The organism is Tropicibacter oceani (genome assembly GCF_029958925.1).
Classification (GTDB): domain Bacteria; phylum Pseudomonadota; class Alphaproteobacteria; order Rhodobacterales; family Rhodobacteraceae; genus Pacificoceanicola; species Pacificoceanicola oceani.
Map to the genome: position 1 here is coordinate 1,039,811 of NZ_CP124616.1, position 15,034 is coordinate 1,054,844.

16 protein-coding genes are annotated in these 15,034 nt (G+C 64.3%); 6 read left to right on the forward strand and 10 right to left on the reverse strand.

Annotated elements, in window-relative coordinates; all coding sequences use genetic code 11:
- Positions 1-20 precede the first annotated feature (20 nt).
- Together QF118_RS04945 and mutY are read right to left on the reverse strand one after the other, a co-directional pair.
- Complete coding sequence (locus tag QF118_RS04945) at positions 21-1,154, reverse strand: alkane 1-monooxygenase (RefSeq protein ID WP_282301535.1); 1,134 nt, start codon at positions 1,152-1,154, stop codon at positions 21-23.
- Positions 1,155-1,218: 64 nt separating this feature from the next.
- A complete protein-coding gene (mutY, locus tag QF118_RS04950) occupies positions 1,219-2,256 on the reverse strand; it encodes an A/G-specific adenine glycosylase (RefSeq protein ID WP_394357083.1) in 1,038 nt (345 codons plus the stop codon).
- A gap of 97 nt (positions 2,257-2,353) precedes the next feature.
- On the opposite strand from mutY, the gene QF118_RS04955 reads away from it, so the two are divergent.
- Genes QF118_RS04955 through QF118_RS04965 form a run of 3 tightly spaced genes read left to right on the forward strand, consistent with a single transcriptional unit; the run spans position 2,354 to position 4,687 of the window.
- Positions 2,354-2,869, forward strand: coding sequence for a DUF721 domain-containing protein (locus QF118_RS04955; protein ID WP_282301537.1), 516 nt, complete (start codon positions 2,354-2,356; stop codon positions 2,867-2,869).
- Between the two features lie 34 nt (positions 2,870-2,903).
- Entirely contained in the window at positions 2,904-3,572 is a 669-nt protein-coding gene (locus QF118_RS04960) for a DsbA family protein (RefSeq protein ID WP_282301538.1), read from the forward strand.
- Complete coding sequence (locus QF118_RS04965) at positions 3,569-4,687, forward strand: CaiB/BaiF CoA transferase family protein (RefSeq protein WP_282301539.1); 1,119 nt, start codon at positions 3,569-3,571, stop codon at positions 4,685-4,687. Before QF118_RS04960 ends, QF118_RS04965 begins: the two co-directional genes overlap by 4 nt.
- A gap of 84 nt (positions 4,688-4,771) precedes the next feature.
- On the opposite strand, the gene QF118_RS04970 is transcribed toward QF118_RS04965, so the two are convergent.
- The 5 genes from QF118_RS04970 to QF118_RS04990 all read right to left on the reverse strand — a co-directional run bounded on the left by QF118_RS04970 (position 4,772) and on the right by QF118_RS04990 (position 9,289).
- A complete protein-coding gene (locus tag QF118_RS04970) occupies positions 4,772-5,902 on the reverse strand; it encodes a saccharopine dehydrogenase C-terminal domain-containing protein (protein ID WP_282301540.1) in 1,131 nt (376 codons plus the stop codon).
- On the reverse strand, positions 5,899-6,954 hold the full coding sequence (locus QF118_RS04975) for a saccharopine dehydrogenase (RefSeq protein ID WP_282301541.1): 1,056 nt from the start codon (positions 6,952-6,954) through the stop codon (positions 5,899-5,901). The genes QF118_RS04970 and QF118_RS04975 overlap by 4 nt, the downstream gene beginning before the upstream one ends.
- 51 nt (positions 6,955-7,005) lie before the next feature.
- The gene (locus tag QF118_RS04980; protein WP_282301542.1) at positions 7,006-7,665 is read right to left on the reverse strand and encodes a histidine phosphatase family protein; all 660 of its coding nucleotides are present in this window, start codon (positions 7,663-7,665) and stop codon (positions 7,006-7,008) included.
- Between the two features lie 59 nt (positions 7,666-7,724).
- Positions 7,725-8,360: a hypothetical protein gene (locus QF118_RS04985; RefSeq protein WP_282301543.1), complete on the reverse strand. Its 636-nt coding sequence runs from the start codon at positions 8,358-8,360 to the stop codon at positions 7,725-7,727.
- Positions 8,361-8,428: 68 nt separating this feature from the next.
- Positions 8,429-9,289 carry a mechanosensitive ion channel family protein gene (locus QF118_RS04990; protein WP_282301544.1) on the reverse strand — a complete coding sequence of 287 codons (861 nt, stop codon included), beginning with the start codon at positions 9,287-9,289 and terminating at the stop codon, positions 8,429-8,431.
- Between the two features lie 134 nt (positions 9,290-9,423).
- Here QF118_RS04990 and map point away from each other — a divergent pair, with 134 nt between their 5' ends.
- Positions 9,424-10,233: a type I methionyl aminopeptidase gene (gene map / locus QF118_RS04995; protein ID WP_394357074.1), complete on the forward strand. Its 810-nt coding sequence runs from the start codon at positions 9,424-9,426 to the stop codon at positions 10,231-10,233.
- A gap of 80 nt (positions 10,234-10,313) precedes the next feature.
- Here map and QF118_RS05000 read toward each other — a convergent pair whose 3' ends face one another.
- Complete coding sequence (locus QF118_RS05000; protein WP_282301546.1) at positions 10,314-11,279, reverse strand: MBL fold metallo-hydrolase; 966 nt, start codon at positions 11,277-11,279, stop codon at positions 10,314-10,316.
- A gap of 255 nt (positions 11,280-11,534) precedes the next feature.
- Here QF118_RS05000 and QF118_RS05005 point away from each other — a divergent pair, with 255 nt between their 5' ends.
- Complete coding sequence (locus tag QF118_RS05005) at positions 11,535-12,578, forward strand: TRAP transporter substrate-binding protein (protein WP_282301547.1); 1,044 nt, start codon at positions 11,535-11,537, stop codon at positions 12,576-12,578.
- 107 nt (positions 12,579-12,685) lie between these two features.
- Here the strand turns inward: QF118_RS05005 and rsmD are convergent, their stop codons facing one another.
- Positions 12,686-13,243, reverse strand: a complete 558-nt coding sequence (gene rsmD / locus QF118_RS05010; protein WP_282301548.1) for a 16S rRNA (guanine(966)-N(2))-methyltransferase RsmD — start codon at positions 13,241-13,243, stop codon at positions 12,686-12,688.
- Positions 13,240-14,448, reverse strand: coding sequence for an NAD(P)/FAD-dependent oxidoreductase (locus tag QF118_RS05015; protein WP_282301549.1), 1,209 nt, complete (start codon positions 14,446-14,448; stop codon positions 13,240-13,242). Before QF118_RS05015 ends, rsmD begins: the two co-directional genes overlap by 4 nt.
- Positions 14,449-14,530: 82 nt before the next feature.
- Between QF118_RS05015 and QF118_RS05020 the strand changes: the two genes are divergently transcribed.
- Positions 14,531-15,019: a peroxiredoxin gene (locus QF118_RS05020; protein WP_282301550.1), complete on the forward strand. Its 489-nt coding sequence runs from the start codon at positions 14,531-14,533 to the stop codon at positions 15,017-15,019.
- The last annotated feature ends 15 nt before the right edge of the window (positions 15,020-15,034 follow it).

Sequence of the window (15,034 nt, forward strand, 5' to 3'; positions counted from 1 at the left end):
ATTTTCGGCAAAAATTCTGGTCACCGCGGCATTGGTGTGCGCGCCTTGTTGTAGTCCGACCAATCGGTGATCTCGGGGTAATAGCGGGCGCGCCAGTCCCGGACCTTTGGGTTCATCACCCGTTTCCACAGCGGCGGCATCATCGCGGCCATGGTCATCACCGGATAGCCATAGGGCAGCTGCGGTGCCTCGGCCTCGGTATAATTCTGCAGCAGCGGGAACCGCCGGTCGGGTTTGTAGTGGTGGTCGGAATGGCGCTGCAGGTTGATCAGCAACCAGTTCGACGCCTTGTGCGCGGCATTCCACGAATGGCGGGGCAGGACGTGTTCGTATTTGCCATCGCCCAGATGTTTTCGGGTCAGGCCGTAGTGTTCGACATAGTTGACCAGTTCCAGCTGCCACACCGCGACCCCGGCCTGCACCAGAAACAGCACCAGCCCCAGACCGCCGCCCAAGCCCCAGGCCAGCACCAGCATCGCTGTTTGCAGACCCCAGTATTTCCAGAAGGGGTTCGAAAGGTGATGCCAGGGCAGACCCTTGCGCGCCAACATGGATTTTTCCGCCCTGAAGGCCGAGACAAGGCTTTGCCGCAAAACGCGCGGGTAGAACCGGTGGAAGCCCTCGTTATAGCGCGCCGTCACCGGATCGCGCGGGGTGCCGACATAGCGGTGATGCACCAGCAGGTGTTCCGACCGGAAATGCGAATAGAGCACCATCGCCAGCAGCAGATCCCCCAGCGCCCGTTCCAGCCGGTTCTTCTGGTGCATCAATTCATGCGAATAGTTGATCCCCACCGTCCCGGTCATCACGCCGACACCAAAGAAGACCCCGAACAGCTCCCACCCCGACAGGTGTTCGGCCCGCGTGGCATAGGCGATCAGCCCGAACAGCGACAGGAACTGCAAGGGCACCCAGGCGCTGGTGATGGCCTTGTACCAGACCAGCTCGTCCTCGGAGGTTTCGAGGTCGGCGTTTTCCAGGTTCAACCCCAGCGCCGCGTCCAGCGCCGAAAACAGGTACCAGGTGCACAGGATCGGCAGCAGCACCCACCAGCCGCCCAGAAACGCGCCCAGCCAGACCAGCGGGATCAGCCCCAGCGACATCCAGAAGGGCAGGGCGGACGACAGCCTGGCGACGTCTTGGTGGGGGATCATGGTGCACTCCGAATTGCGCTGCGGGATTGATAGCCTCTGTCCCCGGTTTTGACCAAGCCTGACGTCACGCGCCTTGTGCCAGATCAAAGGCCTTGCGCATGACAGTGGGCAGGTCGGCAGGGGAAAATTCGTCGCGGGTCAGGAATTCGCCGCGCGTGGGCTGGCGGTCCATCGGCACAAGCGCCGTCCTGACCGTCAGGCGCAGGTGGAAATGGGTAAAGGTGTGGCGTGCCTCGCCCGCCACGGTTTTCCATTCCGCGCGGATTGGCGGCGCCTCGGCCGGGGCGTCGTCCCACTCGGATCCGGGCCAGCCCAGCATACCGCCCAGCAATCCCTTGTCCGGGCGCCGTTCCAGCAGCATTGCGCCGTCCACCCGGCGCGCCAGATAGGCGATGCCCAGACGCACCGGCTTTTTCTTCTTGGGGCTTTTCTTTGGCAGTTCGGGTGCGGTTCCCGCCGCCCAGGCCGCACAGTTGCGACGCCAGGGGCACAGCCCGCAGGCGGGCCGCTTGGGCGTGCAGATCGTCGCGCCCAGATCCATCACCGCCTGCGCGTAATCGCCGGGGCGGGTGTCGGGCGTCAGCGACGCCGCGTGCTGCGTCAGGATCGGTTTGGCGGCAGGAAGGGGCGTGTGTTCGTCGAACAGCCGCGCCATGACGCGTTCAACGTTGCCATCCACCACCACCTCGGGCAGGTCAAAGGCGATCGCCGAAACCGCCGCAGCGGTATAGGCGCCGACCCCCGGCAGGGTCAAAAGCGTCGCGTGATCGGCGGGAAACAGGCCGCCATGCTCGTCCGCCACGACACGCGCGCATTTCAACAGGTTGCGGGCGCGGGCGTAGTACCCCAGCCCCGCCCAGGCGGCCATCACGTCCTCGTCCCGCGCGGCGGCCAGGTCCTGCACCGTCGGCCAGCGCGCCGTGAAGGTCTGGAAATAGCTTTTGACCGCGGCGACGGTGGTCTGCTGCAACATGATCTCGGACAGCCAGACCCGATAAGGGTCGGCCACAACGCCGTTTGCCCGCGCCGCGGGGCGCACCCGCCACGGCAGATCCCGCGCATGGCGGTCGTACCATTCCAGAAGATCGGCGGCTTTTGCCATCTCACGCAAGTTTGATCTCCTTCGGAGGTGGTGAATTGTGGGGCTGACGCGGGACGCGCTGGCCACTAGAATAGTCTTGCACCAAGAGATTCAACCCATGTCGCACCGCAAGACGTCCACCTACGGCTTTGCCCACACCGCCAAGCTGCTGCAAGGCAATATCCGCAAGGCCTCGGAAAGCCGGGGCTTTGCCCAGTCGCGTGTCCTGACCCACTGGGAGGAAATCGCCGGCGCCGACATCGCGGCCATCTCGCGTCCTGTCGAAATTTCCTATGGACGCGGGGGTTTTGGCGCGACGCTGACGCTTTTGACCACCGGTGCCAACGCGCCGATGCTGGAAATGCAAAAGGAACAGCTGCGCGAACGGATCAACGCGGTCTACGGCTATAACGCCATCACCCGGTTGCGCGTCACCCAGACCGCCGCCACCGGATTCGCCGAAGGGCAGGCCGATTTCAACCACCGCCCGAAGCAGGCGGAAAAGCCCCGCCCCAATCCCGAACAGACAGAACGCGCCCGCAGCGCCGCCATGCAGGTCGGCGACGCCGGGCTGCGCGCAGCGCTTGAACGTCTGGGGGCAAACGTCATATCCAAGAACGAACGCCGCCGCTGACCCCAAGCGGCCAGACAAACGAATGAGGCACCATATGAACCGCATGATCGCAATTGCCGCCGTCCTGATCGCCCTTGGTGGCGCCGGGTATTGGTGGGTCTCGCAACCGGATGCCGGGTCCGGCATGGCGGCGCAGGCGCAGACCGTCAGCGACACGCCTGACGCCGCCTCTGAATTTGGCATCACGGAAATGACCATCGGCGATCCCGCGGCGACGCTCGAAGTGATCGAATACGCCTCTTATACCTGCCCGCATTGCGCCACGGCCCATGCCAACCTGCTGCCGCAGCTCAAGGCGAACTACGTCGACACCGGCAAGATCCGCTTTACCTACCGCGAAGTGTATTTTGACAAATACGGCATGTGGGCCTCGCTTGTCGCGCGCTGCGGCGGGCCGGAAAAGTTCTTTGGCATCAGCGATCTGATCTACAAGGGCCAGGCCGAATGGAGCCGCGCCGGCGGCGATGGCGCCATCGCCGAGGAACTGCGCAAGATCGGCCGCCTTGCCGGCATCGACGCCGATCAGCTCGAGGCCTGCCTGACCGACGGCGAAAAGCTGGAAAAGCTGGTCAGCTGGTATCAGGCCAATGCCACCGCGCATGGCATCGATTCGACCCCGTCTTTTGTGATCGACGGCAAGAAATACGCCAACATGAGCTATGCCGATTTCGCGGCCATCCTGGACGAGAAACTGGCCGAATGACGTCGGCGCCGCGCGGCCCGCTCGAGGGCCTGAAGGTCATCGAACTGGCCCGCATCCTGGCCGGCCCCTGGGCTGGCCAGACACTGGCCGATCTGGGCGCCGAGGTCATCAAGATCGAGGCGCCCGCTGGCGATGATACCCGCAAATGGGGCCCGCCCTTCATCGACCACGACGGCGACCGCTCGGCCTCGTACTTTCATTCGTGCAATCGCGGCAAAGCCTCCGAGGTGGTCGATATCGCCAGCCCCGAAGGCCAGGCGCGGATGCGCGCTCTGGTTGCCGAGGCCGATATCCTGATCGAAAATTTCAAGGTCGGGGGCCTGAAGAAATACGGGCTGGACTACGCCAGCCTGTCGGCGCTGAACCCGGGCCTGATCTACTGTTCGATCACCGGCTTTGGGCAGGATGGCCCCTATGCCCACCGCGCCGGGTATGACTACATCATTCAGGGCATGTCCGGGCTGATGTCGATCACCGGCGAACCCGATGGCCAACCGCAACGCGCCGGGGTCGCCATCACCGACCTGTTCACCGGGCTCTATTCCGTCACCGGCATCCTTGCCGCGCTGCACCAGCGCGCGCGCACCGGCAAAGGCCAGCACATCGACATGGCGCTGCTCGATTGCGCGGTTTCCGCTACGGCCAACCAGGCGCTGAACTACCTGTCCACCGGCATCCCGCCGGGCCGCACCGGCAATTACCATCCGAACCTGACCCCCTACCAGGTCTTCGACTGCGCCGATGGCCACATCATCATCGCCACCGGCAACGACGCGCAATACCAACGGCTCTGCGCTCTGTTGAACCTTGGCGACATGGCCACCGATCCCGATTACCTGACCAATGCCGACCGCGTCCAGAACCGCGAGCCGATGATCGCCCGCCTGATGGCCGAAACCCGCAAACGCACCAAATCCGAGTTGCTCGACGGTTGCGAGGCAAAAGGCATCCCCGCAGGGCCGATCAACGACATGGCCGAGGTTTTCGCCGACCCGCAGGTCATCGCCCGAGGCCTGAAAATCGCCCCGCAGGGCATCCCCGGCGTCCGCGCGCCCTTCCGGTTTTCGGATGCGGATCTTGTGCTCGACAACCCTGCGCCGAAGCTGGGAAAATAATCCGCCCCTGGTTTCTTTGTGCTCAAAATATCCCGGGGAGCGCGAGGGGCTGGCCCCTCGCTCCCGCCCGCTGACCCAAACGCTTCAGGCCAGATGATCGACCACGGTCAGATGTTGGGCCAGGGTCTGCACTTCGCCCATGAACCGCTCGACCAGCTTGGGGTCTGACGGCGCCGCCTGCACGCCGGCGGGCACCTCGCGGTTCAGCACCGCCTCGACCGCCAGCGCCACGGGCACCGACACCAGCCGCGCCATGGCGGTGCCGCGCGCGTCGCCCCAGGCGTCCATCACATAGGTCTTGTGCCAGACGGTCTGCCCGTCCTTTTGCGCCTCGAAGGACACGCACAGCACCACCCGGTCGGGCTCTCCCTTGTCATAGGCGTTTTCCTTCAACAGCCCCGCCGCAATCTCGGCCAGGCGCGCGTCGGACGCGGTTCCGACCTCGGCAAAGATATCGGCCCAGGCCTCGGCCCAGCCGTTCAGGCGCAGGGTGCCGCGGACGAAATCCTTGACCGGCCAGGCCGGGTCAAACTTGTAATCCGCGATGAAGGGAATGGAATCGCGGTTCGGGTAGACCTCGAAGGTTTCCGGCACCGCCAGCGGCGCGTCGAACCGCCCCAAGGCATCCCAAGGCCGCGAGACGTTCAGTTCCGAAAAATGCCGGATCGAACGCGACGGCGATTTCAGCGCTTTCAGCACGCCCACCGGGGCCCAGCTGAATTTGTAGCGAAAGGCGTTGGCGATCTTCGGCACGCCGCCGCAATAGGAATGAAAGCTGATGGCGTTGGCCGGGTCATAGGCGTTTGAGGCGCGGTAATCCGCCACCAGATGATGCGCCATCAGATGGTCGATCCCCGGATCAAGGCCGATCTCGTTCACGACGCGCACATCCGCCGCCTTGGCCGCCGCGTCCAGTGCGCGCATTTCCGGCGCGATATAGGACGAGGACACGAAATGCGCGCCCTCGGAAATCGCCATGTCCGCCAGCGGCACGTGCCAGTCGCCGGGCAGCATCGACACGACCACATCGCCAGCCTGAACCTTGGCGCTCAGCGCCTCCTGCGTAAAGGCGTGGATGTTGTCCGTCAGATCGCCCACCGCCGCGCGGGCCTTGTCGACGGTCCGGTTCCAGACCATCACGTCATGGCCCGCCTCGATCAGCCTGCGCAGGCCGGGCACGGTCGAAAGACCGGTGCCGCACCAATGGATCGTCATGTCGTCACCTCGGGTTTGTGTTCGTTATAGGTTGCCAGCGCGCGGCCCCAGACGCCATCGCCAAGGGTGTTCAGCGTTTCCAGCCAAGGCAGCATCTGCCCGGCAAAATCCTGCGAGGATTCCAGCGGCAAAAGCGACGGCAGGTTGTCGATCGCCATGACGTCCAGCGGCGGGGCGTCATGCACCCGCGTCACCGGGTGGTTCCAGTCGGTCTCACGGTCATAGACCTTGATGGGTGAAAAATCGGACTGCGGATCGCAGGCGATATCGCCGATCACCGTCAGCCTGCGTGCCGCTGCCTTGGCCAAGGCCGGCACAAAGACCGGGCAACCGGGCCGCGCAAGGATGCAGTTGAAGAACAGATCATGCTCCAAAATCTGCGGAAACGGGCCGCCATGCGCGGTTTCGGCCATGTCCCACTGCGTCACCGGAATATCCAGCGCGGTGCAAAGGTCCGTGGCGCCAGTGCCCACGCGCCCCAGCGCGCCAATCACCAGCGCGTTCTTCGGCGTCTTGCCATCCAGCGCCGCGCGCAGGTCGGTCAGCATCGCGTCCGAGTTTTTCCAGGTGTGGACCGCCGGGCAAACCTGCCCCCGCTGTTGCGCCGCCCATGCCAGCACCGACACGGCCGCGCCCGCGTACCCGGCCCAATAGCCAAAGGCCGCGACACGGCGGCCGTTCTGATCCACCAGATATTCCAGATCGTAAAGCGCCCCGCCCCCTGCGACAAAGCGGTTCAACAAGCGCGCGCCTGCCGATTGCCCCTTGTAGGCATGGCCGAACATGATGTGGCGATGGGGCAGGGGCGTGCCGTCGTCGGGCAGTTCCTTCAGCCCGTAGATGATGGCGTCATGCGGCGCGTCCGTCCAGCTGCCTTCGGGCGCGATCTCGGCCCCGGCCTTGGCAAAGGCGTCCGTGGGCATGCAGCGCGTTCCGCTTTCCTCGACGGTGATGCGAAACCCCTTGCCCAGCAGGCGTTTCACACCCTCTGGCGTGATGCCCACGCGTTCTTCGTTGGGGCGGCTTTCGGCGCGAATCCAAAGGTGGGTCATGGCGGCTCCGGTTTTCCAATCGCCGCAACGCTAACCCAGTCGCCTTTCGGGTTAAAGGTGGCTTCGGGCGTGCTGGCGTTCGGGGGTGTCCAGATGCGGCAGGGCGTTGAACTGGGTCAGCGCCAGCCCCGTCGGCAAAGGCTGTATCCGGTGGACCGAGCTGTTCTCGATCGCAAGGCAGGCATGCGCCATGGCGGGCAGCTCCAGCCCCATGACGATGCGCATGGCCATGCCGATCAACCCGCCCGAGGTCACGACCAGCGCGCGCCCTTCGCCTGCGGCGATCTCGTGCAGGGCCTCGCCGACGCGGGTTTCGAAATGCGCAAAACTTTCGGGCGGGTTGTCGATCCGGCCTTCTTTCCAATAGGTGAACAGCGTCGGCAGATGGGTGATGAACCCCTCGCGGTCCTGCGGAACGGCGATGCCATGTTGCTGCTCCAGCGCATGGGCAAGGTCGAAATACGACATCTCGTTCAGGCGGGCATCCTGCACGGTGGCGGTGGCGCAGTCCGGGTTGATCCCCTGCGCGGTTTCCACATGCCGCCGCAACGTGCCGCAATAGACCCGGGCAAAGCGTTCGCCCGCCGTGCGGAAATAGCCGCCCAGCCATTCGGCCTGCTGCCAGCCCAGCGGGCTAAGCTGGTCATAGCTGCCCTCGTCGCGGGCGGTCGAATTGGCCTGGCCGTGGCGGACTAGGGTGACATGGGACATGCGGGGGCCTTTCTTTCGCGTTCCCGGCTGATACGCCGGGGGGCCGCAAAGGGAAAGACCTACTGCGGCGCCTCGATCCGGATCGAGGGATCGTAGGTAAAGATCAGCACGTGGTTGTCCAAGGTGACGGTCTGGGAAAACGAATTGGTGAACCCGGTCATGTCCCAACGCGCGACCTGCCCGGTTTCGGGGTCGACATAGACGGTGTTGCTGGCCCCGAACCAGCTGCCCATGTCGCCCGTGGGGTCGGTCTGGGTGTAAAAGCTGACCTTGTCCAGCGTATGGCCGTCGATCTCGACCAGCCCGGCGCAGTCGGCGCCTTTCAGGTTGGTCTGCTGCTGGCGGACGACCTCGCGCTGATAAGCCTCGTGATCCTCGGGCAACTGGTTCATCATCTCGGTCCAGGGCCCCTTTGCCGAAGGGCCCGTCCAAGTGTCCGAGCCGACCATCAGCGTGTAAAGCGCGCCGCCCCGCATCCCCGAAATCGCCCGCACAGGGGTCTGCCACCAGACGTCAAAGACGTATTGCACCACCCCGTCCGTCCCGGTCACCGTATTGGCATAGCTGTGCGGCGGGCGCTGGAACGGGTCCAGCGGGCCACCATCGAACATGGCGGCGACGCGGTCGTGGCAATCATAGGCCATCGCCGGGGCGGCGGGCACAAGGGCGGCGGTGATCAAAAGGAAAAGGCGCATTGGAAATCTCCGGGGCAGTGAAATCCCGATCAGGCTACCGCTTTGCGCGCTTTCGTCAAAGCCCCGGGTCAGGCCGCGTCCTTTTCGATGTGCACAGTGCGCGTCGGAAAGGGAATGTCGATGTCGGCCTGATCCAGCGCCTCTTTCACCCGGCGCTTCATGTCGGCCTGATACTGGAAGTAGTCCGCCGACTTGACCCAGACCCGCACCAGAAAATCGACCGAGCTGTCACCAAGGTTGTTCACCTGGATGAACGGTTCGGGGGTCGCAAGCGACCGGTCATCCGACACGATGGTGTCGTGGATCACCTTTTCCGCCTTGGCCAGATTGGCGCCATAGCCCACGCCAAAGGACCATTCGGCCCGGCGCGTATCATAGACCGAGTAATTTTCGATCACATTGCCCCAGACCTCGGAATTGGGGATGATGATCTGCACGTTGCTCAGGCTGGCCAGCTCGGTGGTGTTCAGGGTGATGTCCTTGACCGTGCCCATTTCGCCCGCGACCTGCACGAAATCACCGATCTTGATGGGCCGAAAGACGATCAACATCACCCCCGCCGCAACATTCGACAAGGTCCCCTGCAAGGCCAGCCCGATGGCCAGCCCCGCCGCCCCAAGCGCCGCGATGATCGACGTGGTCTGCACGCCAAAGGTGTTCAACACGAACAAAAGCGCAAAGATCAAAATGACATAGCGGGCCGCGTTGCCAAGGAAATGGAACAGGGTGATGTCCAGCTTGGGGTTGGCCTCGCCGATCGCGCGGATGCGCCGCCGCACCCAGCCGGCCACGAACAGCCCGACCAGCAAAATGACCATGGCGGCCAGAACGTTGCCCAGAACCTGGGCCATGACCTCCAGCGTCAGCAGGTCGGCCAGGGCCTTGCCATCGTAGATTTCGGTCTCGAACAGCGCGCGCAGCTGATCCATGGGATCCCCCTTCTTTCGGATTCACCCATCAACGCGGCCAAGCGCCAGAAGGTTCCGGATGCCGCATCGCCGCGCGCTCTGGCAAATCCGGTTTTCCGGCGCTAGATAAGACCAAAGAGAAGATGGAGCATGACGTGAATATTGATCACGGCGGGCGCAAGACCCGGGACGGCATTCAGATTTACCACGACGCGGACTTTGCCGGGATGCACAAGGCCGGCAAGCTGGCGGCGCAAATCCTGGACGACGTCGCCGACCATGTCTTTGTCGGGCAGACCACCGGCGCCCTCGACGATTTCATCCGCAACAGCGTGAACGAGGCAGGGGCCGTCTCGGCGACCATCGGCTACAAGGGCTACCAGCACGCCAGCTGCATTTCGGTCAACCACGTGGTCTGCCACGGCATCCCCGGCGACAAAAAGCTGAAGGATGGCGATATCCTGAACATCGACGTCACGGTGATCGTCGATGGCTGGTACGGCGACACCTCGCGCATGTATGTGGCCGGAAAACTCGCCCGCAAGGCCGAGCGTCTGATCCAGGTCACCCACGATTCCCTGATGCGCGGTATCGAGGCGGTCAAACCGGGCAACACCTTTGGCGACATCGGCCACGCCATCCAAAGCTATGTCGAAGCCAACCGCATGTCAGTGGTGCGCGATTTCTGCGGCCACGGCCTGGGCCGCGTCTTTCACGCCCCGCCAAATGTCCTGCACTATGGCCGCCCCGGCACCGGCCCCGTTCTCGAAGAGGGCATGTTCTTCACCATCGAACCCATGGTCAACCTTGGCCGCGCCGAAACCAAGGTGCTGGCCGACGACTGGACGGCGGTGACCCGCGACAAATCCCTGTCGGCCCAGTTCGAACACTCTGTCGGGGTCACGGCGGACGGCGTCGACATCTTCACCCTATCCCCGGGCGGGCGCTTTCACCCGACCTACTGACCGGCCCTTCTTCTTGGCGGAAATACTCCGGGGGTCTGGGGGCTGGCCCCCAGTCCCTGCGTTTCAAAAAGGCGCAGCGCCTACCACTGCCACATGGCGGGAACGAAACGATAGGCCTCGCCCTCCTTGCGCACATGTCCGACCCCGGGAAAGGGGAAGTGATAGCCCAAGACCGCCATCCGGTCCGCCGCCGCCATGTCCAGCAACCGCTTGCGCGTGGCCACGGTCGCATCGCCGTCCATGTCGAAATTGTTGAACCAGTCGGGGTGCGCAAAGTTCATGTAGGCGTGGTTCATCGAATCGCCCAGGGCAATCAACTGCTGCCCGCCGCTTTCCACCACGACTGACAGATGCCCCGGGGTATGCCCTGGTGTGTCGATCACCCGGATACCCGGCGCGATCTCTTGCTCGTTGCTCACCAGCGTCCAGTCGGCGCCCTCCACTTCAATGGAATTCACCGCCCCGACGACGAATTGTTGCATTTCAGTGGGAACCGAGCTGGCCAGACCGTCCTGCATCCAGAAATCCCGCTCGACCTGACCGATGACGAACTGCGCATCCGGCAGGATCGCCTCGTCGAAATCGTCGCGAATGCCCCAGATGTGATCGGGGTGGGCATGGGTGATCACCACATGGGTGATCGCGCCCGCATCAATGCCTGCGCTTTCCAGGTTCGCCATCAGGTCCCCCGCCGTTGGCAGGAACCGTGACCCCGATCCGACATCGACCAGAACCGTGGCATCACCCAGCTCGATCACGATGTGATTGGTGTGCGAATAATTGGTTTCCGGCGACAGGAAATAGCTCTGCAAAAAGGCCTGCACCTCGGCCGGATCGGCGTTGATCCCCAGCCCGCTGGCCGGTGTCTCAAGATGCCCGTCCGACACCACGGTCAGCTTGGCCTCGCCCAGCATGAAACTGAAATGTGACGGGTTGCCCGCCATCGGGGCCCCCAGATTGGCGCGCGCCGCGACCGGAAGGGTCAGCGCGGGCATCACCGCGGCCATGCTCAACAGATCACGGCGCGAGGGTTTGAAAACAGTCATGGTGCCTCCCCAAATTCATTTATTCGCATGTCAGGATAGCACCGCCCGCAGCGTTTTCCAGCGGGCATTTTTCCGCCGGGGGGAATTCATCGCCAAATTCCCTCCGGCATCGGAAAACCGTCCCCGGGCAAGGGTTTGACTACAAATCCCGGCCCTTTCAACTTGCGACCGACTTGCAACTAGGCGACAGCCCCCGTATCTAACCCCCGTCGCTGCATCGCAGCACAACCGGTCCCAACGCAGAAGGAGACCCCGATGACACATCCGATCCGTACCGCCGCGCTTGCGCTGATGGCGGGCCTTCTGGCCCCCGCCGCCATGGCTCAGGAGGTGACCCTGCGCTTTCAGCACTTCGTCTCGCCCAATTCGGCGAACCCCAAATACTTCATCGAACCCTGGGCCGAAAAGGTCGAGGCCGAATCCAACGGTCGGATCAAGGTCGAGATTTATCCCTTCATGCAACTCGGCGGCGCCGCGCCGGAACAATACGACCTCATCCTTGATGGCGTAATCGACGGCGGCTGGGTGATCCCCGGCTACCAGGGCGGCCGCTTCCCCCAGGCCGAGGCGCTGGAACTGCCCTTCATGGTCACCAAATCCGCAGAAGAGGCCTCACGCGCCGCATGGGACTACACCCAGCAGCACCTTGCCGATGACTTCGCCGAGGTGCACCTGATCGCCGCGCACATGCACGGACGCGGGCTGATCCACAAGAAAGGCCCGGCGATCGAAACCGCCGACGACCTTCAGGGCCTCAAGCTGCGCGGGCCTTCGCGCCCGGCAACCCTGCTGCTCGACAAACTCGGCGCCACGCCCATCGGCATGCCGGTCCCCCAGTTCCCCGAATCCCTGTCCAAAGGCGTCGTCGACGGCGGCGTGATCACCTGGGAAATGTCGCCCTCGCTGAAACTGGACGAACTCACCGACAGCCATACCGACGTGGCGGGCGACAAATCGCTCTATAACCTCTACTTCATCTGGGCGATGAACAAGGCCAAGTACGAAAGCCTGCCCGACGACTTGCGCGCCATCATCGCCGCCAACTCCGGCGCGGAAACCAGCGCCTGGGCAGGCCGTGCGCACGATCTGGGCGATGCCGACGGCAAGGCGGCGATGATCGCCTCGGGCAACCAGGTCGCCACCCTGTCCGAAGAGGCCACCGCCGAAATCCGCGCCAAGGGCGACGAAGTCATCACCGACTGGATCGCGGAAATGACTGCCCGCGGCCTACCCGCCGCCCAATTGGTCGATGACGTCCGCGCCGCTGTGGAAAAGGCCAGCGCCGGATCGGGCAGCTGATCGCCCTTCCAATTGCCCCAAATATCCCGGGGGAGTCGCCATAGGCGACGGGGGCAGCGCCCCCTTCCTGAAACACCTGTGCGGGCCGCTAGGCCCGCGCATTCAGATCAAACCGCCTCCAGCAGGGTCACGGTGGTGTCGCCATACTTACGGTGCTCCAGCAAGGCGAACCCTTCTGGCGCGACCTGCGGCGCGCTTTCTTCCCACACGATCAAGGCCTCGGGCGCAATCCAGCCTGCCGCCCGGGCCGCAGTCAGCGCCTTTTCCCCCATTCCCTTGCCATAGGGCGGATCAAGAAACACCAGGTCCGCCTGCGCCTCGGCCCTCGGCAACCGCAGCGCATCCGCCCCGATCAGCCGCGCTCGGTCCGCACAGTCCAAAATCTTCAGGTTTTCGCGGATCAACTGCTGCCCCACACGCCCCTTTTCCACGAAAGTCACAAACGCGGCCCCGCGCGACAGCGCCTCCAGCCCCAGCGCGCCGGTGCCGGCAAACAGGTCCAGCACCCGCGTGCCATCGAAAGGCGCGCCAAAGCGTCCGCCGTCCAGCATGTTGAACAGCGCCTCGCGCACGCGGTCGGTGGTCGGGCGCAGATGCGCCCCGGGATCGCCCTTGCCGACAGCGGCCAGACGCCGCCCGCGAAATTCTCCGGCGATGATCCTCACGCTTTCAACAGCGCCTTGAGGTCGGTCGCCGGGTCGGCCACCGCCGCCGCATCCGCGCTTTTGCCGCTTTCGATCAGGCGTTTGCCCACCATATAGGCGCGGCTGTCGTTCATCGCGTCAATCGCCAGCAACCTGTCCCCGGCATAATACCAATGCGACTGCGCGCCACTGCCGCCATCGCGCACGACGATCTTGTCATAGCCGCTGTTCAGCCCCGCGATCTGCAGTTTGACGTCGTATTGATCCGACCAGAACCACGGCTTGGGCGCATAGGACAGGCCCGCGCCCATGATGTTGTCGGCCACCAGTTCGCCCATGTCGATGGCATTGCCGACGCTTTCCAGCCGCATCTGGGCGCCGCCGACAGGGAAACTGGCGCAATCGCCCGCCGCCCAGACATGCGGGTCCGAGGTACGCCCCTGCGCATCCACCTTGATGCCATTGTCGATCGTCAGGCCGGCTGCATCCGCCAGATCGCTGGTCGGCACGATCCCGACGCCGACGATCACGAAATCCACCTCCAGCATGCTGCCATCGGCCAGCTCCGCCCCGGTGACATGATCCTGACCGGTCAGCCGCGCCAGCCCGACCCCTTCGCGCAAGTCGACCCCATGCCCCTTGTGCAAGGCGCGAAAGTAATCCGAGGTCTGCGGCGCGGCGACCCGTTGCAGGATGCGCTCGGCCGCTTCGACCAGCGTGACCTTGAGCCCCAGCTTGGCCGCCACGGCCGCCGCCTCCAGCCCGATGTAACCGCCGCCGACGATCAACACCCGCGCGCCTGCCACGAAACGCGGCGCCATGGCGTCCACATCAGCCAGCGTGCGCACCACGAAAACCCCGCCCAGATCGCCGCCGACAGAGGCAGGCAAGCGGCGCGGGGAGGACCCGGTGCACAGCACCAGATCGTCATAGGCAATCACCGCATCCCCGGCGGTCACGGTCTTGGCGGCGCGGTCAATCGCGCTGACGGTCACGCCGGTCATCAGATCGATGTTCTGGTCGGCGTAATAGCTTTGCGGGCGCAGGTACAACCGTTCCAGATCCATGTCGCCCAGCAGATAGGCCTTGGACAGCGGCGGGCGCTGATAGGGCACCACCGGTTCGTCGCCGATCACGGTGATCGCCCCTTCGTATCCCTTGCTGCGCAGACGGGCCACCACTGTGGCTGAGGCCTGTCCTGCCCCTATCACGACGACACCTGCCATTTTGCACTCTCCCGCTTTCCCTTTGTCCCGCAAAGCCTATAGTCGCTACTCAGGGAAACGCAATTACAGGGATGTACGACCCATGACGATCAAAGCAGGCGATACACTGCCCGGGGCCACCTTGGCCCGGATGGGCGAAAACGGGCCCGAGCAAGTAGCGCTCGATACCATTACCAAGGGACGCAAAGTGGTGATCTTTGCCCTTCCCGGGGCCTATACCGGCACCTGCACCACCGCGCATGTCCCCAGCTTCATGCGCACCCGCGACGCGTTTGCCGACAAGGGCGTGGACGAGGTGATCTGCCTGTCCGTCAACGATCCCTTCGTCATGGGCGCCTGGGGCGAATCGACCGGCGCGACCGCTGCCGGCATCACCATGCTGGGTGACCCCGAGGCCGAATTCACCAAGGCCGTCGGCATGGAATTCTCGGCGCCGCCCGCCGGCCTGATCGATCGGTCCAAGCGTTATGCGATGCTGGTCGATGACGGCAAGGTGGTGGTGCTGCACGCCGAGGAAAACCCCGGCGTCTGCGAAACCTCGGGCGGCGAAGCGCTGCTGGCCGCGATCTGAATACACCAGGGGGGC

Coding starts and splice junctions, on each gene's coding strand:
- QF118_RS04990 (WP_282301544.1), bottom strand. CDS start 9,289: ATGGATCAGCTGCGCGCGCTGTTCGAGACCGAAATCTACGATGGCAAG.
- QF118_RS04965 (WP_282301539.1), top strand. CDS start 3,569: ATGACGTCGGCGCCGCGCGGCCCGCTCGAGGGCCTGAAGGTCATCGAA.
- QF118_RS04980 (WP_282301542.1), bottom strand. CDS start 7,665: ATGTCCCATGTCACCCTAGTCCGCCACGGCCAGGCCAATTCGACCGCC.
- QF118_RS04975 (WP_282301541.1), bottom strand. CDS start 6,954: ATGACCCACCTTTGGATTCGCGCCGAAAGCCGCCCCAACGAAGAACGC.
- QF118_RS04985 (WP_282301543.1), bottom strand. CDS start 8,360: ATGCGCCTTTTCCTTTTGATCACCGCCGCCCTTGTGCCCGCCGCCCCG.
- QF118_RS05000 (WP_282301546.1), bottom strand. CDS start 11,279: ATGACTGTTTTCAAACCCTCGCGCCGTGATCTGTTGAGCATGGCCGCG.
- QF118_RS04945 (WP_282301535.1), bottom strand. CDS start 1,154: ATGATCCCCCACCAAGACGTCGCCAGGCTGTCGTCCGCCCTGCCCTTC.
- QF118_RS04960 (WP_282301538.1), top strand. CDS start 2,904: ATGAACCGCATGATCGCAATTGCCGCCGTCCTGATCGCCCTTGGTGGC.
- mutY (WP_394357083.1), bottom strand. CDS start 2,256: ATGGCAAAAGCCGCCGATCTTCTGGAATGGTACGACCGCCATGCGCGG.
- QF118_RS05020 (WP_282301550.1), top strand. CDS start 14,531: ATGACGATCAAAGCAGGCGATACACTGCCCGGGGCCACCTTGGCCCGG.
- QF118_RS04955 (WP_282301537.1), top strand. CDS start 2,354: ATGTCGCACCGCAAGACGTCCACCTACGGCTTTGCCCACACCGCCAAG.
- QF118_RS05015 (WP_282301549.1), bottom strand. CDS start 14,448: ATGGCAGGTGTCGTCGTGATAGGGGCAGGACAGGCCTCAGCCACAGTG.
- QF118_RS05005 (WP_282301547.1), top strand. CDS start 11,535: ATGACACATCCGATCCGTACCGCCGCGCTTGCGCTGATGGCGGGCCTT.
- QF118_RS04970 (WP_282301540.1), bottom strand. CDS start 5,902: ATGACGATCCATTGGTGCGGCACCGGTCTTTCGACCGTGCCCGGCCTG.